Origin of the sequence: Maritimibacter alkaliphilus HTCC2654 (assembly GCF_000152805.1) — a bacterium.
Lineage (GTDB): Bacteria > Pseudomonadota > Alphaproteobacteria > Rhodobacterales > Rhodobacteraceae > Maritimibacter > Maritimibacter alkaliphilus.
Map to the genome: position 1 here is coordinate 1,898,333 of NZ_CH902578.1, position 24,364 is coordinate 1,922,696.

At 63.7% G+C, this 24,364-nt stretch carries 24 protein-coding genes; 19 read left to right on the forward strand and 5 right to left on the reverse strand.

Annotation, left to right across the window (positions count from 1 at the left end; genetic code table 11):
- The first annotated feature begins 61 nt into the window (after positions 1–61).
- From RB2654_RS10240 to RB2654_RS10255, 4 genes are read left to right on the forward strand one after another with little or no spacing between them, the layout of a single operon-like run.
- Positions 62–1,975 carry an extracellular solute-binding protein gene (locus RB2654_RS10240; RefSeq protein WP_008331145.1) on the forward strand — a complete coding sequence of 638 codons (1,914 nt, stop codon included), beginning with the start codon at positions 62–64 and terminating at the stop codon, positions 1,973–1,975.
- Positions 1,976–1,996: 21 nt separating this feature from the next.
- The gene (locus RB2654_RS10245; RefSeq protein ID WP_008331147.1) at positions 1,997–3,094 is read left to right on the forward strand and encodes a microcin C ABC transporter permease YejB; all 1,098 of its coding nucleotides are present in this window, start codon (positions 1,997–1,999) and stop codon (positions 3,092–3,094) included.
- 17 nt (positions 3,095–3,111) lie between these two features.
- The gene (locus RB2654_RS10250; protein ID WP_235889138.1) at positions 3,112–4,269 is read left to right on the forward strand and encodes an ABC transporter permease; all 1,158 of its coding nucleotides are present in this window, start codon (positions 3,112–3,114) and stop codon (positions 4,267–4,269) included.
- Entirely contained in the window at positions 4,266–5,873 is a 1,608-nt protein-coding gene (locus RB2654_RS10255; protein ID WP_008331151.1) for an ABC transporter ATP-binding protein, read from the forward strand. The genes RB2654_RS10250 and RB2654_RS10255 overlap by 4 nt, the downstream gene beginning before the upstream one ends.
- 27 nt (positions 5,874–5,900) lie before the next feature.
- Here the strand turns inward: RB2654_RS10255 and RB2654_RS10260 are convergent, their stop codons facing one another.
- Positions 5,901–7,568, reverse strand: coding sequence for a D-alanyl-D-alanine carboxypeptidase family protein (locus RB2654_RS10260; RefSeq protein ID WP_050771953.1), 1,668 nt, complete (start codon positions 7,566–7,568; stop codon positions 5,901–5,903).
- A 333-nt stretch (positions 7,569–7,901) separates the two neighbouring features.
- Positions 7,902–8,603, reverse strand: coding sequence for an HAD family hydrolase (locus tag RB2654_RS10265; protein ID WP_008331154.1), 702 nt, complete (start codon positions 8,601–8,603; stop codon positions 7,902–7,904).
- Positions 8,604–8,721: 118 nt separating this feature from the next.
- Between RB2654_RS10265 and clpS the strand changes: the two genes are divergently transcribed.
- The 6 genes from clpS to hemF all read left to right on the forward strand — a co-directional run bounded on the left by clpS (position 8,722) and on the right by hemF (position 13,553).
- A complete protein-coding gene (gene clpS / locus RB2654_RS10270; RefSeq protein ID WP_040885616.1) occupies positions 8,722–9,045 on the forward strand; it encodes an ATP-dependent Clp protease adapter ClpS in 324 nt (107 codons plus the stop codon).
- A 6-nt stretch (positions 9,046–9,051) separates the two neighbouring features.
- Positions 9,052–10,023, forward strand: a complete 972-nt coding sequence (locus tag RB2654_RS10275) for a class I SAM-dependent methyltransferase (RefSeq protein WP_008331159.1) — start codon at positions 9,052–9,054, stop codon at positions 10,021–10,023.
- Positions 10,024–10,062: 39 nt separating this feature from the next.
- Positions 10,063–10,920, forward strand: a complete 858-nt coding sequence (locus tag RB2654_RS10280) for an SDR family NAD(P)-dependent oxidoreductase (protein WP_008331161.1) — start codon at positions 10,063–10,065, stop codon at positions 10,918–10,920.
- A 187-nt stretch (positions 10,921–11,107) separates the two neighbouring features.
- Positions 11,108–11,818 (forward strand): hypothetical protein, encoded by a 711-nt coding sequence (locus RB2654_RS10285; protein ID WP_008331163.1) that lies wholly within the window; start codon positions 11,108–11,110, stop codon positions 11,816–11,818.
- A gap of 139 nt (positions 11,819–11,957) precedes the next feature.
- Positions 11,958–12,605, forward strand: a complete 648-nt coding sequence (locus RB2654_RS10290) for a hypothetical protein (RefSeq protein WP_040884696.1) — start codon at positions 11,958–11,960, stop codon at positions 12,603–12,605.
- Positions 12,606–12,662: 57 nt separating this feature from the next.
- On the forward strand, positions 12,663–13,553 hold the full coding sequence (gene hemF, locus RB2654_RS10295) for an oxygen-dependent coproporphyrinogen oxidase (RefSeq protein WP_008331167.1): 891 nt from the start codon (positions 12,663–12,665) through the stop codon (positions 13,551–13,553).
- A 551-nt stretch (positions 13,554–14,104) separates the two neighbouring features.
- On the opposite strand, the gene RB2654_RS10300 is transcribed toward hemF, so the two are convergent.
- Entirely contained in the window at positions 14,105–15,133 is a 1,029-nt protein-coding gene (locus RB2654_RS10300) for a P63C domain-containing protein (protein WP_008331169.1), read from the reverse strand.
- Positions 15,126–16,052, reverse strand: a complete 927-nt coding sequence (locus RB2654_RS10305) for an IS1595-like element ISRhba1 family transposase (protein WP_008331170.1) — start codon at positions 16,050–16,052, stop codon at positions 15,126–15,128. Before RB2654_RS10305 ends, RB2654_RS10300 begins: the two co-directional genes overlap by 8 nt.
- A 230-nt stretch (positions 16,053–16,282) precedes the next feature.
- On the opposite strand from RB2654_RS10305, the gene RB2654_RS10310 reads away from it, so the two are divergent.
- The 3 genes from RB2654_RS10310 (at position 16,283) to recR (ending at position 19,125) form a co-directional block, all read left to right on the forward strand.
- Positions 16,283–18,013, forward strand: a complete 1,731-nt coding sequence (locus RB2654_RS10310) for a DNA polymerase III subunit gamma/tau (RefSeq protein WP_008331173.1) — start codon at positions 16,283–16,285, stop codon at positions 18,011–18,013.
- Between the two features lie 148 nt (positions 18,014–18,161).
- Positions 18,162–18,521, forward strand: a complete 360-nt coding sequence (locus RB2654_RS10315) for a YbaB/EbfC family nucleoid-associated protein (RefSeq protein ID WP_008331181.1) — start codon at positions 18,162–18,164, stop codon at positions 18,519–18,521.
- Positions 18,522–18,528: 7 nt separating this feature from the next.
- Positions 18,529–19,125, forward strand: coding sequence for a recombination mediator RecR (recR, locus tag RB2654_RS10320; RefSeq protein ID WP_008331182.1), 597 nt, complete (start codon positions 18,529–18,531; stop codon positions 19,123–19,125).
- Here the strand turns inward: recR and RB2654_RS10325 are convergent.
- Entirely contained in the window at positions 19,122–19,490 is a 369-nt protein-coding gene (locus RB2654_RS10325; RefSeq protein ID WP_008331183.1) for a hypothetical protein, read from the reverse strand. The genes recR and RB2654_RS10325 overlap by 4 nt on opposite strands.
- A gap of 137 nt (positions 19,491–19,627) precedes the next feature.
- Here RB2654_RS10325 and RB2654_RS10330 point away from each other — a divergent pair, with 137 nt between their 5' ends.
- The 6 genes from RB2654_RS10330 (at position 19,628) to RB2654_RS10355 (ending at position 24,142) form a co-directional block, all read left to right on the forward strand.
- Positions 19,628–20,578 (forward strand): ABC transporter ATP-binding protein, encoded by a 951-nt coding sequence (locus tag RB2654_RS10330; protein ID WP_008331184.1) that lies wholly within the window; start codon positions 19,628–19,630, stop codon positions 20,576–20,578.
- A complete protein-coding gene (locus RB2654_RS10335) occupies positions 20,575–21,336 on the forward strand; it encodes an ABC transporter permease (RefSeq protein WP_008331185.1) in 762 nt (253 codons plus the stop codon). The genes RB2654_RS10330 and RB2654_RS10335 overlap by 4 nt, the downstream gene beginning before the upstream one ends.
- Before the next feature lie 86 nt (positions 21,337–21,422).
- Positions 21,423–22,217 carry a S49 family peptidase gene (locus tag RB2654_RS10340; RefSeq protein ID WP_008331186.1) on the forward strand — a complete coding sequence of 265 codons (795 nt, stop codon included), beginning with the start codon at positions 21,423–21,425 and terminating at the stop codon, positions 22,215–22,217.
- A 1-nt stretch (position 22,218) separates the two neighbouring features.
- A complete protein-coding gene (locus RB2654_RS23690; RefSeq protein WP_008331187.1) occupies positions 22,219–22,377 on the forward strand; it encodes a hypothetical protein in 159 nt (52 codons plus the stop codon).
- Positions 22,374–23,369, forward strand: a complete 996-nt coding sequence (locus tag RB2654_RS10350; RefSeq protein WP_008331188.1) for a calcium/sodium antiporter — start codon at positions 22,374–22,376, stop codon at positions 23,367–23,369. Before RB2654_RS23690 ends, RB2654_RS10350 begins: the two co-directional genes overlap by 4 nt.
- Entirely contained in the window at positions 23,366–24,142 is a 777-nt protein-coding gene (locus tag RB2654_RS10355) for an SDR family oxidoreductase (RefSeq protein ID WP_040884699.1), read from the forward strand. The genes RB2654_RS10350 and RB2654_RS10355 overlap by 4 nt, the downstream gene beginning before the upstream one ends.
- Positions 24,143–24,364: the final 222 nt, after the last annotated feature.

Sequence of the window (24,364 nt, forward strand, 5' to 3'; positions counted from 1 at the left end):
GGGCGATGCGGGCTTAGCCTTTTCTCTACCGGACCAGTCCAGAGCGACCAGAGGAGACGCCATGACGCCCCGCCCCGCGCGCGCCGCCACCCAAGCCCGACTTGCAGCCCCGACGTTCCCGACGCTGACCGCGATCCTTCTGTCGGGCGCCGCGATCCTTGGCGGGGCCACCGTCGCCCGCGGTCAGGACACGATCGAGACCCACGCGTTTTCGAACTTCGGCGAGGTCAAATATGGCCCGGACATGGAGCATCTGGACTACGTGAACCCGGATGCGCCCAAGGGCGGCGAGATTTCGATCTCGTCCATGGGCACCTTCGACAGCTTCAACAACTATTCGCGCAAGGGCGTGTCGGCCGCGCTCGCCACGATCGGGTCGGAATCGATCCTGACCTCCACCGCCGACGACCCCTACGGCATCTACTGTTTCCTCTGCACGACGATGGAATACCCCGAGGATCTGAAGTGGATCACCTTCAACCTGCGCGATGACGTGACCTTCGCCGACGGCACGCCGATGACCGCCGAGGACGTGCTGTTTTCCTTCAACCTGTTCCTCGAACAGGGCATCACCGAATACCGCCGGATCGTCGAGGGCTTCATCGAGGATGTCGAGATCGTGGACGATCACACGATCACCTTCACCTTCACCGATCAGGCGCCGATCCGCGAACGGGTCGGCTTTGCGGGCGGAACCCCGGTCTTCTCGAAGGCGTGGTTCGAGGAAACCGGCACCCGGCTTGACGACAGTTCGGAAGAGCCGTTCATGTCGACAGGCGCCTATGTGCTTGAATCGAAAGACTTCAACCGGCAGATCGTCTATGCGAAGAACCCCGATTACTGGGGCGCGGATCACCCGCTTCAGATCGGCCGCAACAACTTCGACCGCATCCGGGTCGAGTATTTCGCCGACAGTCAGGCCGCGTTCGAGGCGTTCAAGGCCGGGGCCTTCACCTTCCGCGTCGAGAATTCCTCGCTCATCTGGGCGACCGGCTATGACTTCCCGAACCTGAACGACGGCTACGTCATCAAGGAAGAAATCCCCGACGGCACCGTGGGCACCGCCCAAAGCTTCATCTTCAACCTCGACCGCGAGGTCTGGCAGGACAAGCGCGTGCGCGACGCGATCGGCATGATGTTCAACTTCGAATGGTCGAACGAGGCGCTGTTCTATGGCCTTTACGACCGCGTCTATTCCTTCTGGCCCGGCACAGACCTGGCGGCCGAGGGCGTTCCGTCCGAGGGCGAGGTGGAAATCCTTCAGCCGCTCGTCGACGAAGGTCTGCTGGACGCCTCGATCCTGACCGACGAACCGGCGATGCCCCACGTCAACAGCGCGGACGGCAACCGCCCCTCGCGCGGGACCTACCGGGCCGCGGGCGCCTTGCTGGAAGAGGCGGGCTGGATTCCCGGCGACGACGGCGTGCGGCGCAACGAAGCGGGCGAGGTTCTGGCGCTTGAGATCCTGTCTTACGACCCGAATTTCGACCGCATCCTGAACCCCTATATCGAAAACCTTCAGCAACTCGGCGTTCAGGCCAAGCTGGAACGCGTGGACACGGCGCAATATGTCGAGAACCGCCGCGCGGGCGATTTCGACATGACCAGCCACAGCTTTTCGATGGGGTTCGAGCCGGGCATCGGGCTGGAACAATGGTTCGCCTCCAAGACGGCCGACGACAGTTCGCGCAACCTGATGCGTCTCAGGAACGAGGCGGTGGACCGCATCATTCCCACCGTGGTCGATGCCGAGACGCTTAAGGCGCTCGAAACCTCGGTCCATGCGCTCGACCGGACGCTGCGGTCCATCGGCTTCATGGTGCCGCAGTGGTACAAGCCCGTGCATACCGTCGCCTATTTCGATATGTATGGGAAACCCGAGACGATCCCGCCGCTCGATATGGGTTATCTGGATTTCTGGTGGTACGACGCCGAGAAACATCAGGCGCTCAAAGACGCGGGCGTCCTGCGCTAAGGCAAGGACCAAGACCACCCTATGGGCGCCTATATCCTCCGCAGGTTGCTGCTCATCATCCCGACGCTCTTCGGGATCATGGTCATCAACTTCACTCTGACCCAATTCGTCCCCGGCGGGCCGATCGAGCAGATCATCGCGCGCATCGACGGCGAGGGCGACGTGTTCGGCGCCATCTCGGGAGGTGCGGGGGAATTCGCCAACGACACCGCGCGAAGCTCGGCGCAAGGGTCGTCGGAATATGCGGGCGCACGCGGTCTGCCCCCGGAATTCATCGAGGAACTCGAACGCGAATTCGGCTTCGACAAACCGCCGGTCGAACGGTTCTTCACGATGATCTGGAACTACATGCGGCTCGACTTCGGCGAGAGCTACTTCCGATCCATCGGGGTGTTCGAACTGGTGGCCGAAAAACTGCCGGTCTCGATCACGCTGGGCCTGTGGTCGACGCTGATCGCCTATATCGTGTCGATCCCGCTAGGCATCCGCAAAGCGGTGAATGACGGATCGACCTTCGATACATGGACCTCGGGCCTTATCATCGTGGCCTATGCCATCCCCGGCTTTCTGTTCGCGATCCTGCTTCTGGTCCTGTTCGCGGGCGGCACCTACTGGCAGATCTTCCCGCTCAGGGGCCTCACCTCGGACAACTTCGAGGACCTCAGCCTGATCGGCAAAGTGCTCGACTATTTCTGGCACATCGCCCTGCCCGTCTTCGCCTCGACCATCGCCAGCTTCGCGACGCTGACGCTGTTGACCAAGAACAGCTTTCTGGACGAGATCAAGAAGCAGTACGTCATCACCGCGCGTGCTAAGGGCGTGTCGGAACGGCGCGTGCTTTACGGGCACGTCTTCCGCAACGCGATGCTAATCGTCATCGCGGGCTTTCCCGGCCTGTTCATCTCGGTCTTCTTCGGCGGCTCCCTCATCATCGAGACGATCTTCTCGCTCGACGGTCTTGGCCGCCTTGGGTTCGAGGCCGCCGTCGCGCGTGACTATCCGGTGATCTTCGGCACGCTCTTCGTCTTCGGCCTCGTCGGGCTGGTCATCGGCATCTTGTCGGACCTCATGTATGTCTTCGTCGATCCGCGCATCGACTTCGAAAAGCGGGAAGCCTGATGAGCGCCGATCCGAACATGCGTGAACCGGCCCAAACGGCCCCGGCCCCGGTCGCCCCGCGCAAGCGCCCGTTCCTGTCCCCGCTGAACCAGCGGCGCTGGCGCAACTTCAAGCGCAATCGCCGCGCCTTCTGGTCGCTCATCATTTTCGCCATCGTCTTCGGCCTGTCGCTCTTTGCCGAATTCATCGCGAACGACAAACCCATCCTCGTGTCCTATAACGGCAAGCTTCACGCCCCGGTGTTCAAGTTCTATCCCGAGACGGCGTTCGGCGGCGATTTCCGCACCGAAGCGGTCTATGCCGATATCGAAGTCGAATGCCTGATCGTCGCCGCCGGGTCCGAGCTGTGCTGGGACGACCCCGAAGGCACCATCGCGGATGCCGAAGATGGCGAGATCGCGGGTGAGCAGATCACCAAGGGATGGCTGCTCTGGCCGCCGATCCCCTACAGCTACGACACGATCAACGACATCGGCACGGCGGCGCCCTCGGCCCCCGACGGCGACCATTGGCTCGGCACCGACGACACCGCGCGCGACGTGCTGGCGCGGGTGATCTACGGCTTTCGGCTTTCGGTCTATTTCACCATCATCGTGACCCTCGCCACCTCTCTCATCGGGATCGCGGCGGGCGCGGTGCAGGGCTATTTCGGTGGCTGGCTCGACCTCGTCTTTCAGCGCATCCTCGAAATATGGGCCTCTACGCCCTCGCTCTACGTCATCATCATCCTGTTCGCCATTCTGGGGCGAAGTTTCTGGCTCTTGGTCTTCGTGACGATCCTGTTCGGCTGGCCCGCGCTCGTCGGCGTCGTGCGGGCCGAGTTCCTGCGGGCGCGCAACTTCGAATACGTCCGTGCCGCCAAGGCGCTCGGCGTGTCGAACCGGACCATCATGTTCCGCCATATGCTGCCCAACGCGATGGTCGCCACGCTCACCATGCTGCCCTTCATCATCACCGGCACCATCGGCACGCTCGCCGCGCTCGATTTCCTCGGTTACGGCCTGCCCTCGTCCGCGCCGTCGCTGGGCGAACTCACACGGCAGGCGAAACAGAACCTTCAGGCCCCCTGGCTTGCGTTCACCTCCTTCGTGACCTTCACGGTGCTGCTGTCGCTTCTCGTCTTCATCTTCGAAGGCGTGCGCGATGCCTTCGATCCCCGGAAGACCTTTCAATGAAGCTGCTCGACGTCCGCAACCTCAAGATCGCGTTCCGGCAGGACGGGCAGCTCCTGCCCGCCGTCAAAGGCGTGTCCTTCGACGTGATGAAGGGCGAGACGGTCGCGCTGGTCGGGGAGTCCGGGTCCGGCAAGTCGGTCACGGCGCTGTCCACCGTGTCGCTCCTGCCCGAAAGCGCCGAGATCGAAGGGTCGATCAAGTATGACGGGCGCGAGATGGTCGGGGCCACGTGGAAGGAGTTGCGCCGCACGCGCGGCAACGACATCAGCTTCATCTTTCAGGAGCCGATGACCTCGCTCAACCCGCTGCACACGCTGGAAAAGCAGCTGCGCGAGTCGATCCAGCTGCATCAGGGGCTCGAAGGTCAGGCGTTGCACGACAAGATCGTCGAACTTCTGGACAAGGTCGGCATTCCTGACCCCGAAAGCCGGCTCAAGAGCTATCCGCACCAGTTGTCGGGCGGTCAACGCCAGCGGGTGATGATCGCGATGGCTCTGGCGAACGGCCCGGACCTGCTGATCGCGGACGAGCCGACCACGGCGCTCGACGTGACCATTCAAGCGCAGATTCTTGACCTACTGGCCGACCTCATCAGGTCCGAGGGAATGAGCCTTCTGTTCATCACGCACGATCTGTCCATCGTCCGCAAATTCGCGGACCGCGTGAACGTGATGAAGGATGGCGAGATCGTCGAGGCCGGGCGCACCGACGAACTGTTCGCCAACCCGCGCCATCCTTACACACGGAAACTCCTCTCCGCCGAGGCGACCGGCAAGCCGCTGCCCGTCCCCGCAGGCGCGCAGGAGATCGCGAGCACCAAGGATCTGCGCATTTGGTTCCCGATCGAACGCGGCCTGTTGCGCAAGACGGTCGGGCACATCAAGGCGGTCAATGCCGCCAGCTTTTCGGTGCGCGAGGGCGAGACGGTGGGGATCGTGGGCGAATCCGGCTCCGGCAAGACCACGCTTGCACTCGCCGTCATGCGGCTTATCTCGTCACAGGGGCCGGTGGTGTTCCTGGGCGACGACATTCAGGGGTGGAAGTCCAAGCAGTTGCGTGGCCTGCGCCGCGATATGCAGATCGTGTTCCAGGACCCCTACGGCTCGCTTTCGCCCCGCATGACCTGCGAGGAAATCATTGCCGAGGGCCTCGCCGTTCACGGGGTGGAGCCGGGGCGCAACAAGCGCGAGATGGTGGCCGAGATCATGACCGAGGTCGGGCTGAACCCCGAGATGATGCACCGCTACCCGCACGAATTTTCCGGCGGCCAACGCCAGCGCATCGCCATCGCCCGCGCCATGATCCTGCGTCCCCGCCTTGTCGTGCTGGACGAGCCGACATCGGCTTTGGATATGACGGTGCAGGTGCAGATCGTCGATCTGCTGCGGCGTTTGCAGGAAAAGTACAAGCTCGCCTATCTGTTCATTTCCCACGACCTGAAGGTCGTTCGCGCCCTCAGCCACAAGGTGCTGGTCATGAAGTCCGGCGACGTGGTGGAGCAGGGCGACGTGGATCAGGTGTTCGACGCGCCCAAGACCGACTACACCAAGGCGCTCATGGCGGCGGCGTTCGAGATCAAGGCGGCGGACGGCGCTGCGATGTAGTGCGGCGGGGTCCGGTGCGGACCGGGCCTAGCTCGCCCCGGCCTCGATCACCGTGCAGGACGTGTCGCGCACCGAGAGCCGCCGACAGGCGAGTTCGGCGCTTTCCTTGGTCATGCCCACGAAGTTTGCGTTGAACCCCTGACGCGACTTGCCGACCTTTCGAAGCGCCTCGCCCAAGGTCGCGAGTTCCGACAGGGCGGTCCTGAGGAGCACTTTCTCGGCCTCGTATTGGGTCGTGTAGATGCCGACGTTGATGCCCCAGTGACGCCCGCCCGAGGTGGACATGCGCGTCACCAGTTCCGGTGCAGCCGGGGCGGCGGCGCCCGAGCTTTCCACGCTGACGAGGATCATGTCGTCGGGCCGCGCGGGCGGGACCGGAGCGATCTCCGGCGCGGCGAGCGAGGCATTGATGATCGGCGTCGCGTCGTCCTGCGCGATTGGCGGGGTTTCGGCCGCCACGCCCGCCTCGGCCACCTCTTGCGGCGCGGTCTGCGGCGTCATCGCGGGGTCGGGCTGCAGCGTTTCGGCCGGGTCTGCGACCGTCGCCACCTCGACCGTTTCGCCCGACTCTGTCGGTTCCGTCGTCTCCGCTTCGGCCACCGTGGCCGCGTCCGTCTCGGCCACATCCGGCGCCGCGAGAATGCCAGCGATCACGTCTTCGACCGCTTCCGATGTCGCGGGGTCGAAGGCCATGCCGGGGCGCGGTCTGGGGCGGATCGACTTGGCCGGCGCTCCGACGACGCGGATCGTCTTGCCCGCCCCGCCCGGCTCGTCGAACTCGTTGTTCGCGACCAGCGGCGCCGAAGCCCCAAGTCCGCTGTTGCCCATGTAGGGCGGCTTCGACGGCGGTCGCACGGCGACGTTGTTGCCCGCCTGTCTGAAGCCCATGTCCAGAAGCTCGGCCATCTGCGCGTCGCGCGACGGGCCGGACGTGCCGCCGAAGATCGTCGCGATGATGCGCTTGTTGCCGCGATGCGCGCTGGCGGTCAGGTTCGACCCCGAAGCGCGGGTATAGCCCGTCTTGATGCCGTCCGCGCCCTCATAGGTCGTGAGGAACCGGCGGTTGGTGCTGGGCACCGTCTTGACGCCGACATCGGCGGAGGTGCGCGAGAACAGGTTGTAATACTGCGGGTAGTCGTAGAACAGGTGCCGCCCCAATGTGGTCATGTCCCGCGCGGTGGACAGGTGCCCTTCGGCGGTCAGCCCGTGCATATTCTCGAAATGCGTGCGCGTCATGCCCAGCGCCTTGGCGGTGCGGTTCATCCGGGCGGCGAAGGCCTCTTCCGACCCCGAGATCGCTTCGCCCAGCGCGGTGGCGGCGTCGTTCGCGGATTTGACGGCGGCGGCGCGGATCAGGTGGCGCAGTCGCACCTGCGAGCCTTCGCGGAACCCGATTTTCGACGGCGGCTCGGCCGAGGCATTGCGGGAGATCGTCACGAGACTGTCGAGGGAAATCTCGCCATGCTCGACCGCCTCGAACACGATGTAGAGCGTCATCATCTTGGTGAGCGAGGCAGGGTGCAGCCGCGCATCGGCGTTGCGTTCGTGCAGCACCTGTCCGGATCGCGCGTCCACCACCAGCGCGGCGTAGGGCGCGGCGAGCGCGGGCGCACCGGCCAGCGTCAGGGCCACTACGATGAATGCCAGAAAAGTGCGGACTGCCTGCCCGACACGACGAAGAGCGTCGCTTGCCATCACTGCCTCATTCCCCGGACGGTTGTTTTTTTGATGTCCGGATTTTTCTGCTTGGGGGAAGCGTAGCACGGCCCCTGAGCCGAGAAAACAGTTAAGTCTCAGTTGCTTTGCCGAAAGACATCATGCCGCGCTCAACATCTAGCGTGTCCCATTTGGTGCACCGCGAGATGCTGGAATGTGGCGACATTGTGTCAGGCCGGCGGACCTGAAAGGCACGGGCGGCGGGGCCGCCCGCACAGGATTTGCGCCGCGCCGACTGCGTCGGCCCGTCACGGTGGCGAGGGGACCAGTCCCCTCGCGCTCCCCTGAAGTATTTTCGAAACGAAGAAGAGATCAGTCGAGGCTTGCGAGGATGGCCGGGAGGGCACCCAGCCGGGGGATTTCGCGAAAGCGTGGGTGCTCCGTCGGGGGCTCGGCATGCTCGAATGACCACGTGAGGTCATGCGGGACATGGGTGCCCCAGGCCCCCGCTTCGATCACCGGAAGCACGTCGGATTTGAGCGAATTGCCGACCATCATCGCGGTGTCCGGCGCCACCTCGCGCCGCCGGAAAATCTCGGCATAGACCGGGGGCGTCTTGTCCGACACGATCTCGACCCCGTCGAACAGGTCACCAAGACCGGATTGCGCCAGCTTGCGCTCCTGATCCAGAAGGTCGCCCTTGGTGATGAGCAGGATATGGTGGCTTTCGGCCAGCGCGCCCACGGTCTCCTCGACATCCGGCAAAAGCTCGATCGGATGCGAGAGCATCTCCTGCCCCGCCGCGATGATCTCGGCGATCACCGTCGCGGGTACCCGTGCCTCGGTCACTTCGATGGCGGTCTCGATCATCGACAGCACGAAGCCCTTGATGCCGAACCCGTAGTGCCCGAGGTTGCGCCGTTCAGCCGCCATGAGCCGCTCTTCCAGATGCCCGCGCTCGGCGTGATCGGCCAGAAGGTCCGCGAATCGTTCCTGCGTCAGGCGGAAAAATTGCTCGTTCTGCCAGAGCGTATCGTCGGCATCGAATGCGATTGTCTTTATTTTTCCTGCCATTGTGACCACTCCCTGCCGAAGGCCCCCTTTATTTGCGTGGCCACCCCATTATATTGTCGGCCTCATGCGGGCAAATTGCGATCACATGGAGAGCGGATTGGCGAGCGACCTCAAACTCATGGCTGACGAACCGAACGGCCCGCCGGGCGGGGACACCCAGCTTGCGGTCCGGCCCAAGGCCAAGTCCAAGCGCCCGCCGCTTTACAAGGTGCTGCTCATCAATGACGATTTCACCCCGATGGAATTCGTCGTCATGGTGCTGGAGCGGTTCTTCAGCATGAACCACGCGCAGGCGTTCGAGATCATGCTGACGGTCCACAAGAAGGGGCTCGCGGTGGTCGGCGTGTTCTCCTACGAGATCGCCGAGACCAAGGTGAATCAGGTGATGGAAATGGCCCGTCAGTACCAGCACCCCCTGCAATGCACGATGGAGCGGGAATAGCCCGCCATGTCATCCGCCAGACTATCGCACGCGCTGGAGACCGGCGCGCTCGTGCTGCCCGAAGGTCGCATCGCGGTCTTCGGCCCGCCGATCGGCACGGACCTGTCGCCGCTGGAGCGTGACCGGGTCGAGATCGTGAGCCGGTTCTTTCCCGATGCACGCTATTGGCAGGGGCTGGGCTACAGGGTCTTGCAGGCGCCCGAGGGCACGTATGCGACCGCGCTGGTGTTCCTGCCCCGCGCCAAGGATGCCGCGCGCGCCCTTCTTGCGCAGGCATCGGGCTGTGCCGGGTTCCTGATCGTGGACGGGCAGAAGACCGACGGGGTGGATTCGATCCTGAAAGCGGTCAAGACCGTGGCCGGAACGATCGGTGTCACCTCGAAATCCCACGGCAAACTGTTCTGGCTCGCCGCACCGGACTTTCCGGGGTGGGCGGGTCAGGCGCGCACGGTCGAGGGCTTCGTCACACGCCCCGGTGTGTTTTCGGCGGACGGGCCCGACAAAGGCTCGCGCGCGCTGGTCGACGCGCTTCCCGCGCTTTCCGGCCGGGTGGTCGACCTCGGCGCAGGTTGGGGGTTTCTCGCGCGCCACATCCTGACCTCGAACAAGGTGACCGCGCTTGATCTGGTCGAGGCCGATCTGACCGCGCTCGACTGCGCGCGTGAGAACGTGACCGACCCGCGGGCGTCGTTCCACTGGGCCGATGCGACCGATTACCGGCCCGACACCCCTGTCGATGTCGTCGTCTCGAACCCGCCGTTTCACACCGGGCGCGCCGGCGACCCCGGCCTCGGCCGCGCCTTCATCGCATCGGCCGCGGCCATGCTTGCCCCGACCGGCACTTTCTGGATGGTCGCCAACCGCCATTTGCCCTATGAGGACGCGCTGACCGCCCAGTTCCGCGAGGTGGACGAGGTCGGCGGCACGCCGGGCTTCAAGGTGATCCGCGCGTCGAAACCCCTTCGCAGCCGGACCTGAATGCCCCTAGTCTCGACCCCGGTGAATCAGGAGACCTGAATGTCCTTTTCTATCACGGGCAAGACCGTCATCGTCACGGGCGCCGCCAATGGCGTCGGCCTGGCCATCGCCCGCCATCTGGCCGAGTCCGGCGCCAACGTCATGTGCGCCGACATGGACGAGGTGAAGCTGGCCGAGGAATTCGGCTCCAACCCCGATATGGACGTGCTGCCCGCCGCCGGGGCCGACCCGGTCGAGGAGGAAGCCTCGAAGGCGCGCATCTTCGCGGGCGACCTGCGCGAAAAGCTGACCATCGCCAATCTGCTGTCGGCCACAATCGACGCCTTCGACCGGGTCGACATTCTCGTCAACGCCTCGCGTCAGGTGATCGCGATGGACCCGCTGGACAGCGAAGACAAGACCGTCGAAACCCTGATCGACCAGAACCTGATGACCGCGCTCAAGCTCAGTCAGGCCGTCGCCAAGCGGATGATCCAGCAGGCGAAGGACGAGGATGCCGAAGAGCCGCCGCAGTCCATCGGTGCCATCGTCAACCTGACCTCGATTGCCGCGACACGCACCCGGCCCGCGCTGATGGGGTTCTCGATCGCATCGGCCGCGCTGGAACAGATGACCCGCTCCATGGCCGTCGCGCTCGCCCCGCACAAGATCCGGGTGAACGCGGTCGGCTTCGGTTCGGTCATGTCGACGAGCCTGCGCGAAGCCTGCGCGGCCGATCCGAACCTGCGCGAAGAGGTCATCCACGGCACCCCGCTGGGCCGCATCGCCGAGGCGAGCGAGGTGGCGGAAGCCGTTCATTTCCTCGCCGCCGATGCCTCGCGCTTCATGACCGGACAGGTGGTGATGGTCGACGGTGGGCGCACGGTGATCGACGTGGTGGACAGCGACCGGCACTAGCCCCGGCGAACGGGTCCGCGCCTTCGGACCGTCCTGGACAAGCGGTCGGACCCGCGCCGCGCGCCGGGTTTCCGGCCGGTTCATCCGGCAGGCAAACCCCCTGTTCAGGGGGATGTGTCAACGCCCTGCGAAACCCTATCCATAAGGCGATGCGCCGCCTGCGGTGCACAGCACCAAGGGGGTTTCCATGAATCATTCCAGACGCATTCTCGCGGCCACGGCCGCACTCGCGGCAGCGACGTCCATGTCGGGCTGTGCGCTCTTCGGTATCGGGCCGGACGGGTCCACCGCCGACCCGGTGGCGACCGCAGCCCTGGCGGTCCAGACCCGCGACGATTTCAACGCCTTGGCCAGCGTGGATTCGACGCTGCCCACGAGCGGTGAAGCCAATTACTCGGGCTTCATGGCGGGTGTCGTGAAGGACACGCAGTTCACCGGCGGCAACCCGACCCAGATCGGGCGCATGCTGGTCGGCGACGCGAATTTCGAGGTCGCATTCATGGCCAGCGACGTCGACTTCTCGGGCACGGTCAGCAACATCCTCGCCAAGGACGAGACCGACCAGAACGAGTTCTACATCGCCCTCACCTCCGGCACGGCAGCCGACGTTCAGGCGCTTCTCGAAACCTATGACGGCACCAGCGGCGAGCTGACCTTCACCAACGGTCGACTCGACACGCCGGTCGGCACCACCAAGAACATCACGTCCAACGTGTCGGGCACGGTCACGCACAACGGCGACGCCATCGAATTCGGCGGCACCACCCGGGGCTATTTCATCGGCGCCAACGGAGAAGGCATGTTCGTGAACGCGGAGACGCACGAAGGGCTGACCATCAAGGAAAACGGCGTCGACCGTTTCGGCGACTTCGGCATCCGGCTCGTCGAAACGAACTGATCCGGCGACGGCCCCGGTGCGATAAGGATCGGGGCCACGCCTGCGGACGATGGACAAATCCCGCTGAACATCCTAGAGTTGTAGCGGGGATACATGCCTAGCGCATGGGATGAGGGCCGAACGACCCGAAAGGGATGCCATGTCCTGTGCCCGTGCCCTGCCCTTCGTCCTTCTTCTGTCCGCCTGCGCCGCCCAGTCCGGCAGCAACGCTTCGCCCGAGGTCATCGCAAACAGCGTCGCCGACGTCATCGCCGACCTGTCGGGCGTCGGAGCGGCGCCCGCCACCATGCCCACCTCGGGCGGCGCGACCTATACCGGCTACGCGACCGCCTTCGTCAAGGAAACGATCACCGATCAGATCGGGCGTCAGCTTGTCGGAACCGCCGCGCTGGATGCGACCTTCACGGCGGCGGGGGCCCGGATCGACGGCTCGGTCGGCAACATGCTCGGCAAGACCGGGGTGAACCAGACCGAGCTGTTCAGCGCGATCCAGAACGGGCACGCGGGCGACATCGAAGACATCCTCGCCGACTACAGCGAGGCGACGGGCCAGATCGCGGTGGAAAGCACCGGCGCAAGCGGGGCCAATTTCGAGGTGACGATCGACGGCACGATCACGCATGACGGCGACGCGCTGCATTTCGACGGGCGTGGCACCGGCAATTTCTCGGGCGACGGGGCGACGGGCGTTCAGGTCACGGGCACCGCAGGGGGCGCGGGGAACATGACGCTGACCGAAAACAACGCGCTGCGCGCCGGAACGCTTGCTGTGGTCGCGGCACAGTAGTCCATTTACCTGCGCGGACGCTTGGCATAGGCAAGGCCCGTTGCAGGAGGACCGCCGATGACCGACATGATGGACGACCAGAAAGCCCGCGCAAGCGCGTGGTTCCGGGACTTGCGCGACCAGATCGTCGCGGCCTTCGAGGCGCTGGAAGACAGCCAGACGACCGGACCCTTCGCCGAAAACGCCCCGGGCCGGTTCGAGGTCAAGTCGACCACCCGCACCTCCGACGACGGCTCGGACGCGGGCGGCGGTCTGATGTCGGTCATGCGCGGCGGGCGCGTGTTCGAAAAGGTCGGCGTCAACATCTCGACCGTCTACGGCGTGCTGGGCGAGGCGGCCCAGAAAAGCATGGCCGCGCGCGGCGTGCCGGGGATCGAGGCGGACCCCAGCTTCTGGGCCTCGGGCATTTCGCTCGTCGCGCATATGCAAAACCCCCACAGCCCGGCGGTGCATATGAACACGCGGATGTTCTGGACCCCCGGCGCATGGTGGTTCGGCGGTGGTGCCGACCTGAACCCCTGCATCGAATACGACGAGGACACGGCGCATTTCCACGCCGCGATGAAGGCGGGCTGCGACCCGCACGACCCGGCCTATTACGACCGCTACAAGGCCTGGGCGGACGAGTATTTCTACATCCCGCACCGCCGCCGCGCGCGCGGTGTCGGCGGCATATTCTACGACGACCACAACACCGGCGACTGGGAGGCCGACTTCGCCTTCACACAGGACGTCGGGCGCGCCTTCCTCCCCGCCTTCCTGCCGGTGACGGAGAAGCGCCGCGACACGCCCTGGGACGCCGCCGACAAGGACACGCAACTCGTGCACCGGGGCCTCTATGCCGAATACAACCTCGTCTACGACCGCGGCACCAAATTCGGCCTCGCCACCAGCCACGACCCGGACGCCGTCCTGATGAGCCTGCCCCCGCTCGCCAAGTGGGTGTGAGACGGCAGAGGGGGGCTGTCTGCCCCCCACGGCGGCAAGCCGCCGTTCCCCCCGAAGGTTTCCGGAAACAGAGAAGGGGCGGCCGTTAACCTTAATGCGCCCGCCCCCTCTTCTCTGTTTCAAAAGGGGCCTACATACTTAACTAGCCGCAATGACGGCTAGATCGGTTTTCCTAGACACCAAATTCCGCCTAATGATAGGAACGTTTAGGGAGTGACGGCTACCATCTTCTTACGTGTCCCTTGGCCTAGACAACCTTAGCGGGACGGGTAGGAACGGCAGTGCGAGACCACGTATTCCCACTTTCCAAACCGAAACCGGGTGTATGAGCAAACGCTCACCGGTTTCGGCCATACACACGCTACCATATTAGGCTCCTTCGTGCGATCCGGGTATGTCCCGGCCCACTGGGGCCACCCCTTGCGCCCCCAGAACTACTGCTTATCGGGCGTGGAGCTATATATGGTGACGGTAGCCGTCTCTTAACCTATATCGAATCGCAGGATTGCGTGTCGAGTCATATCTTGTTCTTGATGCGTTCGCGGTTTGGGCTATCGGTCGTCGTCCAGTAGCAGTTCTAACTGCGTCCCCTTCTTGGGGAAGGCGCGATCTAGCATGGTTTTGAACTGTTCCCATGTGGCCGATGCCCGCATGAGGCCAATAACAGCGTGCAGGTGCTGTGCTAGTGCCGGGTGCCCGATATCTTCAGTGAGAAATTGGTGATGGCGTCTCAAACGCCCCCCATCGTCCTTTGTTGGGTTCATGGCTTGCAGCTCTTCGAGGATGCCGGGGGCTAGGCGTTCATAGACAATGTCGTTTGTGTATTTTCCGACCACGCCCGGCCTAGCGACCGACATTGCATTCCAACTCCATCCGCGAAGCCTGAATATCTCGCGATAGAAAGCATCGGGGAACCGCTTAGCCCATGCGGCAAATTCCTTTTGCAGGTATTTGTCCAAAATCGCCTGAAGGGCGTCATGGTCTCGGGTGTTTTGGTATCCTGTGGCTTCGTCAACGAGGCCGATGATGCCAAGGTCCGCAAGACCGCGCATAACGATTTCCGCTGCTTGGGCCCTGTCCGCCTGCTGCGGATTAAGGACCCCATCCTGTCTAGCCTGTAGCCATATGTTGCAGATTTCAGGAAGTGCTTCGGCTGGATAGCCTTCCGCCTCGGTGTCTCCAGATTTATAAGTTATCGGCTTGAGGGGCCCGTCCATTAACTCCTTGGAAATGTATGGCAAAAGACTTTTTGATGCCAGAAAGACGGGCATATGGGCCCCGTCTTTCTCTGCCTCTGTTTTCAATCTCTTTGCTGCACCGCTGCGACCGCCAAGGACGCTGGCAATTCCGTGCCCAGACAGAACTCTACGACCGTCTTTCAAGACCGCGCAGGGAATCTCGACGGGCCCAATCCTGAGCTTGCCCCGATGCGTTGCCTCATTGTCAGCGAGGGCGTCCCTTTCAGACGCAGGAATAATCTCAGGCCCGGATGATGCTTTAAGGCGCGGTGCTACCTTGCTCACAACTTCCTCAAAGTTGGCGTCGATAGGTTCGATGATGTCTTTCTTCTCATCAGGCATTGGTCAGCCTCCTGTATGTCAGTCGCTTGCCGTCCATGCGGTCGATTGTCATGTTGATGAAATCCATGGTGCCGACCTGCGACGTGTTATGGCGGAATGAGTATTCCTTGATGTAGCGATGAAGGTGCTTGGCACTCATGTAGTGGTAGATGCCGATGTAGCCGCGCTTCAGCAGAGACCAGAAGCTTTCGATGCCGTTGGTATGCGCCATGTCGCGGACATACTCGCCAGCAGAGTGATTAATCCGAATGTGACGGTAGCCCGCGCCCGTCAGTCCAATGTAACCGCCGTGAGTGTCCGTGACGACGGTTGCCCCCTTCTTGCAGTGTTGGCGAACGAACTTCTCAAGGGTCGCAGCCTTGGTGTTTTCAACCACTACGGCGCGGACCTGACCAACTTCATCGCGGACACCAACAACCGCAGTCTTGCCAACCGCGCCACGACCAGCGCGAAGTTTCTTGTCGGCATGTTTGTTCTTTTCGCGCCCCCCAATGTAGGTTTCGTCAACCTGCATCTGGCCGTCCATGTGATCGTCACGATCCTTCAGCCACGTCTCTCGGATGCGCTGGGCGAGGAACCACGCGGTTTTCTGCGTGACCCCCAGTTCACGGGCCATCTGAGTGCTCGGTATGCCCTTACGGGCGCTGGTGAGCATGAAGATAGCAAGAAGCCACTTCTGAAGGGGAAGGCGGCTCTCAGCCAACACGGTGCCCGTGCGGACGCTGAAATGCTTCCGGCAGTCCTTGCAGCGGTAGGGCATGGGCTTATGGTCTTTGCACTCGGTCACACTGACCGAACCACAGTGGCCGCAAACCGGCTCATCGCCCCAGCGGCGCGCCTCGAAAAACCTGCGGGCGGCTTCCTCATCCGGGAACTTCTTGAAGAACTCGAAGGTGGAGAGGGTTTCGGGTTTGGACATGATGCAAGCTCCTTCTGCATCATGTTTAATCTAACTAGCCATCCGCCGCAAGAGATTTTTGGCTAGCTAAGTATATAGGCCCCTTTCAAAAAACCTCGGGGGAGTCGGCCAGCTTGCTGGACGACGGGGGCAGCGCCCCCTGACGGCGAAAGCGCGGGATCGGGCGGCAAGGTCCGGTGGACGCCCGTCCGGCCAGCCACTAAATTCGACCAGACTCACCCGGAGGCCAAATGTCCGACAGCACCGAATATCAGGTTCTCGCCCGCAAATATCGGCCCGAGACCTTCGCCGACCTGATCGGGCAGGAGGCGATGGTGCGCACGCTGCGCAACGCCTTCGCGGCGGACCGGATCGCGCAGGCCTTCGTGATGACCGGCATCCGGGGGATCGGCAAGACGACGACGGCACGGATCATCGCCAAGGGGATGAACTGCATCGGTCCGGATGGGAACGGCGGCCCCACGGTCGAGCCCTGCGGGGAGTGCGAACATTGCGTCGCCATCGCCGAAGGGCGCCATGTCGACGTGATGGAGATGGACGCGGCCTCGCGCACCGGCGTCGGCGACATCCGCGAGATCATCGACAGCGTGCATTACCGGGCCGCATCCGCGCGCTACAAGATCTACATCATCGACGAGGTTCACATGCTGTCGACGAGCGCGTTCAACGCGCTTCTGAAGACGCTCGAGGAACCGCCGGCGCATGTGAAGTTCATCTTCGCCACCACCGAGATCCGCAAGGTGCCCGTCACGGTCCTGTCGCGCTGTCAGCGGTTCGACCTGCGCCGGATCGAGCCCGAGGACATGATCGGCCTGTTGCGCCGGATCGCCACCGAAGAAAAGGCCGAGATCGCGGACGACGCCCTCGCGCTCATCACCCGCGCCGCCGAAGGCTCGGCGCGCGATGCCACGTCGCTTCTCGATCAGGCGATCAGCCACGGGGCGGGCGAGACAACGGCGGATCAGGTGCGCGCCATGTTGGGGCTCGCCGACCGGGGTCGTGTGCTCGACTTGATCGACATGATCCTGCGCGGCGACGCCGCCGGTGCCCTGGCCGAGCTTTCCGCGCAATATGCCGATGGGGCCGACCCGATGGCGGTGCTGCGCGATCTGGCCGAGGTCACGCATTGGGTCAGCGTCATCAAGATCACGCCCGAGGCCGCCGAAGACCCGACCGTGTCACCCGACGAACGCGCGCGTGGTCAGGCGATGGCCGAGGCGTTGTCGCAGCGCGTTCTGGCCCGGATGTGGCAGATGCTCCTCAAGGCGATCGAAGAGGTCGGCATGGCCCCCAACGCCATGATGGCCGCCGAAATGGCGGTGATCCGCCTAACCCATGTGTCCGACCTGCCCTCGCCCGAGGAACTGGTGAAGAAGTTGCAGGAAACGCCGCCTCCGCCTCCCACCGCGCCCACAGGTGGCCCGGCGCCGGGTGGCGGGTCCACCAACGGCTACGCGACCAGCCGCGCACCGTCGGGCGGTGGAGGCACCGTGACCGCGCTCGCCCCGCAAGCCGAGAACGCGCTGGCCCGTTTTCCGACCTTCGAAAGCGTCGTGCGGCTGATCCGCGCGAACCGCGATGTGAAGCTCTTGGTCGAGGTCGAGACCTGCATCCGGCTTGCCGCCTACCAGCCCGGCCGGATCGAATTCACGCCGACGCCCGACGCCCCCCGCGACCTCGCCGCGCGTCTGGCGCAGCGGCTTCAGGGCTGGACCGGCGCGCGCTGGGGCGTCTCGCTCGTCAACGACGCCGAGGTGCCGACCATCGCCGAGACCCGCGATGCCGAGGAGAACGAGATCAAGGCCAAGGCGACCGAGCACCCGTTGGTGCAGGCCGTCCTCGCCGCCTTTCCCAAGGCGCGCATCACCGAAATCCGCACCCCGGACGAGTTGGAGGCCGAGGCGCAGGTCGAGGCGCTGCCCGAGGTCGAGGACGAATGGGACCCGTTTGAGGATGGGTGAGGTGCCTGCACCTCACCCCGCGCGAGCAGTCCGGTTTACATCGCAAACCTGAATGTCGCGCCCCGAATACATTCTTGGCGTCCAGCCTTGTGGCCCCGCCCGGCCATTGCGATATAGAGACCGACACCCGAACAAGAGGGAGACACCCATGCTCAAAGGACTTGGCGGCCTTGGCGACATGACCAAGATGATGAAAGCCGCGCAGGAAATGCAGACCAAGATGGGCGAGATGCAGGAACGTCTCGACACCATCACCGTGGTCGGCGAAAGCGGCGCGGGGCTGGTCAAGGCGACCTCCACGGCCAAGGGCGAACTTGTCGGGCTGGACATCGACCCGTCGATCTTCGACCCGAACGAGAAAGAAGTGGTCGAGGACCTGATCCTCGCCGCGATCAAGGACGCGCAGGTGAAAGCCTCGGAACGCTCCAGCCAGGAAATGCAGAAGATCACCGAAGAGCTCGGCCTGCCCGCGGGCATGGGCAACCCCTTCGGCGGCATGGGCGGCTGACGGAACCTTGAGCGAAGCGCCGCGCGACATCGAGAACCTGATCGAGTTGATGGCCAAGCTGCCGGGCCTCGGCCCGCGCTCGGCCCGTCGCGCCGTGCTGCACCTGATCCGAAAGCGCGGGCTGCTTCTGGCCCCTCTGGCCGACGCGATGCATGCCGTCGCGGTTTCGGCCCGCGAATGCATCACCTGCGGCAATGTCGGCACGACCGAGGTCTGCGACATCTGCACCTCGGAAAAGCGCGCGACGGGCGAGTTGTGCGTGGTCGAGGATGTGGCGGACCTTTGGGCGATGGAACGCGCGGGCGTGTTCAAGGGCCGCTATCACGTTCTGGGCGGCACGCTCTCCGCGCTCGACGCCATCGGCCCTGACGAGTTGCGCATCCCCAAGCTGGTCAGCCGCGTGGGCGACGAGAACATCACCGAAGTGATCCTTGCGTTGAACGCCACGGTCAATGGCCAGACCACGGCGCATTACATCGCGGAAGAGTTGGAGGGGCGCTGTGACGTCACCTCGCTTGCCCAAGGTGTGCCCATCGGCGGTGAACTCGATTATCTCGACGATGGCACCATCACCGCGGCGCTCAGGGCGCGTAAGCGGGTCTAACGCTCTAGCGGAACCTGCTTGTGGCAGGTCAGCAGCCAGTCGCCCGCGCTTTTCACATAGACGCTTTCGCATTTCGCCACATAGGCGGCCACGCCGTCGCGCTTGCCTTCGGCGCGATAGGTCAGGCGCGCCTTGTTCCCCAGTTTCTCGACATCGCGATCGAAGAACGACACGCTATCCCAGCGCGGCGCATTTTCCAGCGCGTTCAAAACCTGCTCGCCTTTCAGCAATCCGGTCGGCTCGGGGAAGTCCATCACCGCGTCGGGCACCATGTGCGCGCGGTAGAAATCGGGGCCTTCGAGCCAGAAGTTCTCCTCTTCGGCCCAAAGGCTTTCGGCGGCGGGCGTGTCATCCAGTGAAGTCATGCAAACGTAACGCTGCTGACGCAGCATCGTTCCGAGAGGTGATCGGTGCGTAACGTAAGTCGGGCCTGTGCATCACCGGGGGTGGCGAGCGGCCGCCAAACGACATAGGTTCCGTGAGCGCAAACAGGAGGGGCCCAATGGCACCGATCATTTCCGTCAAGAACCTGCAAAAAACCTATGACAACGGATTTCAGGCGCTCAAGGGCGTCGATCTGGATATCCAGGAGGGCGAGGTTCTGGCCCTCCTCGGCCCGAACGGCGCGGGCAAGACCACGCTGATTTCCATCATCTGCGGACTGGCACGCGCCACCGGCGGCTCGGTCACGGTCGGCGGCTACGACATTTCCAAGGACTTCCGCGAGGCTCGCAAGCTGATCGGTCTGGTCCCGCAGGAAATGTCGATCGAGATCTTCGAGAAGGTCGAGCCGAACGTGAAGCATTCGCGCCGCCTGTTCGGCAAGGGCAAGAACGATGCCTATGTCGAGCAGATCCTCAGGGATCTGACGCTGTGGGACAAGAAGGACAACCGTATCCGCGAGCTGTCGGGCGGCATGAAACGGCGGGTGATGATCGCCAAGGCGCTCAGCCACGAGCCGCGCATCCTGTTCCTCGACGAGCCGACCGCCGGCGTGGATGTCGAACTGCGCAAGGAGATGTGGGCGGTCATGTCGGAACTCAAGAAATCCGGCGTCACGATCATCCTCACCACCCATTACATCGAAGAGGCCGAGGCGATGGCGGATCGCGTCGGCGTCATCTCGAAGGGTGAGCTTCTGCTGGTCGAAGAGACCAATACGCTGATGAAATCCTTCGGGAAAAAGATGCTGGAGATCGAGCTCGACAAGCCCGTCGACGCCATTCCCCCGGCACTCTTGGATCGCGGCGTGACCTTGGGCGAGGACGGGCGCACGCTTTACTACTCCTACGACACCGCCGCCGAGAAGACCGGGATCACCGATCTTCTGGCCGAGGTGCGCAAGGCCGGGCTGACCATGTCCGACCTGTCCACCCGTCAAAGCTCGCTCGAGGACATCTTCGTCGACCTCGTCGCCAAGCAGAAAGAAGAAGAAACGGAGGACGCGGCATGAACTGGCACGCGGTCGCAGCAATCTACCGGTTCGAAATGGCGCGGACGTTCCGCTCCATCGGTCAGTCGGTCATCAGCCCGGTCGTCTCGACCTCGCTTTACTTCGTCGTCTTCGGCACCGCCATCGGCAGCCGGATCGACACGGTCGAAGGCATCGCCTATGGCGCCTTCATCGTGCCGGGTCTGATGATGCTTCAGATGCTCATGCAGTCGGTGTCGAACGCCGCGCTCGGCATCTACTTCCCGAAGTTCGTCGGCACGATATACGAGGTGCTGTCCGCCCCCGTCTCGGTCCCCGAAATCGTCATGGGGTATGTCGGGGCGGCGGCGACCAAGGCCTTGATGATCGGGCTCATCATCCTCGGCACGGCGTCCTTCTTCGTGGACCTTCAGATCGCGCATCCGGTTGCGATGCTCGCCTTCATGATCCTGACCTGCGTGACCTTCTCGCTCTTCGGGTTCATCATCGGCATCTGGGCGGACAACTTCGAACAGGTGAACCTGATCCCGATGCTGGTCATCACCCCGCTCGTGTTCCTTGGCGGCGCCTTCTACTCGATCTCGATGTTGCCGGAGGCATGGCAGACGGTGGCGCTGTTCAACCCCGTGGTCTACCTCGTCTCGGGTTTCCGCTGGTCGTTCTTCGCCATGTCCGACGTTCCCGTCGGCATCTCGCTGGTCGCCATCGGGGTCGTGCTGGTCGCCTGTCTTGCGGTCATCACCGCGATCTTCCGCACCGGTTGGAAACTGCGGACCTGACGAACCCGACGTCATTGCCACAGGGGGGCGACAATCATCGCCCGCTGGCCTTGTAGCCCCCCTGTCGCGCCTCTACATCGACCCCTATGAAGCGCTTTATTCCTTTCATGACGCCCGACCCAACGGTCGCGGTGATCCGCCTCCATGGGTCCATTTCCACAGGCACGCGTGGACAGTTGAACGATGTCGCGATGGCCGGACCGATCGAACGCGCGTTCCGCCGCAAACCCAAGGCGGTGGCGCTGTCGATCAACTCCCCCGGCGGCAGCCCTGTGCAATCCTCGCTCATCGCGGCCCGCATCCGGCGGCTCGCGGACGAGAAAGAGGTGCCGGTCTACGCCTTCGTCGAGGATGCGGCAGCCTCGGGCGGCTACTGGCTCGCCTGTGCGGCGGATGAGATCTATGCCGACCGGTCCTCGATCCTCGGCTCCATCGGCGTCATCATGGCCAGCTTCGGCGCGCATGAGTTCATCGCGAAGCACGGCATCGAACGCCGGGTCTACACCTCGGGCGAGTCGAAGTCGCAACTCGACCCGTTCAAGCCCGAAGACCCCAAGGACGTCGAGCGCATCAAGGCGGTGGGCAGCGAAATTCACGAGGCGTTCATCGAACACGTCAAAGCCGCCCGCAAAGACAAGCTGGCCGACGATCCGTCGCTTTTCACCGGGGAATTCTGGGTCGGGCAAAAGGCCGTGGACCTTGGCCTTGCCGATGGTATCGGCCACCTCGTCCCGTTCATGAAGGAAAAGTTCGGCAAGGACGTGAAGTTCGCGGTCCTCGGCCCGAAAAAATCGCTGTTCAAACGGTTCGGCGCGCAGATCGCCGAAGACGCCATCGCCACGGTCGAGGATCGGGCGGCTTGGGCGCGGTTCGGTCTCTGACATGATAAAGATCGTCTCGCTTTTCCTGATCCTGATGCTCGTGCTCGCCATGTTCGGGCGCCTGCGCATACCGGGGGCCGACAAGCTCACGCGGGCCAAATGTCCGAAGTGCGGCAGGCCGCGTCTGGGCAAGGGCCCTTGCGAGTGTGGTCATTCATGATCGTCGATCTTCTGTATGCGGCCCTCGGTCTGGTCATCCTGCTTCTCGCCGGTGACAGCCTCGTCAAAGGCGCGGTGAACCTTGCCCTCAGGCTTGGCATTCCCGCCCTGATCGTGTCGCTCACCGTTGTCGCCTTCGGCACCTCGGCGCCGGAGCTTCTGATCTCGGTGCAGGCCATCCTCGAGGGCGTGCCGGGCCTTGCCCTCGGAAACGTCGTCGGGTCGAACACGGCCAACATCCTGCTCGTCCTCGGCGTCCCTGCCCTGCTCACGGGCCTTGCGACCAAGGATTGCGACAGCCGCCATAACTACGTGATGATGCTCGCGGGGACGGTGCTGTTCATGGCGCTGGCCACGACCGGGCAATTCGGCTGGTGGCAGGGTCTGATCCTGCTCGCCGGTCTCGCCTTCATGCTAATCCATGCCGGGCGCGCCGCGATGAAGCACCGGCGCGAAGTGGTCGCCGCCGCGGCCGCCAAGGGAAAAGAGATCGACGAAAACCAGCTCGAGGACGACGAGGAGCTTGAGGGTGCCGACCCCGACCTGCCCAAGTGGAAGATCGCGCTTTACCTGATCCTCGGCCTGATCGGTCTGCCCTTGGGCGCTGACCTGCTTGTCGAAAGCTCGACCAACATCGCGCTGTCCATCGGCGTGTCGGAAACCGTGATCGGGCTGACGCTGGTGGCGGTCGGCACATCGCTGCCTGAACTCGCCACCACCGTGATGGCCGCCTATCGCCGTCAGGCGGACGTGGCGCTGGGCAACGTCATCGGCTCGAACATGTTCAACCTTCTGGGCATCATCGGCGTCGCGGCGCTGGTCGGCAAGATCCCGGTCGACCCCGAGATGCTGCGCTTCGACATCTGGGTGATGCTCGCCGTGTCGATCCTGATCGCGCCCTTCGTCTTCCGGGGCTGGCACATGGGCCGCGTCTGGGGCGCCGCCTTCTGCGTGCTCTACGCGCTCTACGTCTTCGTGGTGCTGGGCGCATGAGCGGAGCGTTGGTGACAGGCGCAGGCACCCGTCTGGGGCGTGCCATGGCGATCTACCTTGCCGAACGCGGCTATGACGTCGCCGTGCACTACGCAGGCTCGCAAGAGGGCGCGCAGGAGACGGCCGAAGCCTGCCGTGCGCTGGGCGTGCGCGCCGAGGCCGTTCAGGCCGATCTTCTGAACCCCGACGAGGTCGAGGCGCTCATCCCGACCGCAACCCGCGCGATCGGACAACTGACGGTGCTCGTGAACAACGCGTCGATCTTCGAAGACGACGACATCGAAACCGCAACGGCGGAAAGCTGGGACAAGCACATCGGATCGAACCTGCGCGCGCCCTTCTTCCTGACGCAGGCGTTTGCCGCGCAGGCCCCCGACGCGGGCACCGACGAGAATGGCGAACCGATCGCCACCGGCCTCGTCGTGAACATGATCGACCAGAGGGTGAAAAAGCTCACCCCCTACTTCATGACCTACACCATCGCCAAGATGGGCCTGTGGGCCTTCACCCAGACCGCCGCCCGCGCCCTTGCCCCGCGCATCCGCGTGAACGGCATCGGCCCCGGCCCCACGCTTCAGGGTGCAAACCAGAGCGACGAGGCCTTCGCCCACCAGCGCGCGAACACGGTTCTCGAACGCGGCGCGAACCCCTCCGATATCACTGGCGCGCTTGGGTATTTCCTCGACGCCCCGGCGGTCAGCGGGCAGATGATCGCGGTGGATGGCGGGCAACATCTGGGCTGGAAAACACCCGAGATTCAGGGCCGCGATTGACTTCGATCAAGGCCTCCGGAAACGAGACCCGGGGAAGTTGTGCACGGGCGAGTCGACTTGCATAAATTACACATGGAAAATTGTGTGTTTTCATGGATTTACATTCTCTTAACAATTTTTCTATTTAATTTCAGTAGGTTGAAATGGCGCCTATTTTTTAGGCAGCCCAATGTAACACCTGTGAAACAAGGAAATATTCCGCGGAACAGGTTTTCTTCCACG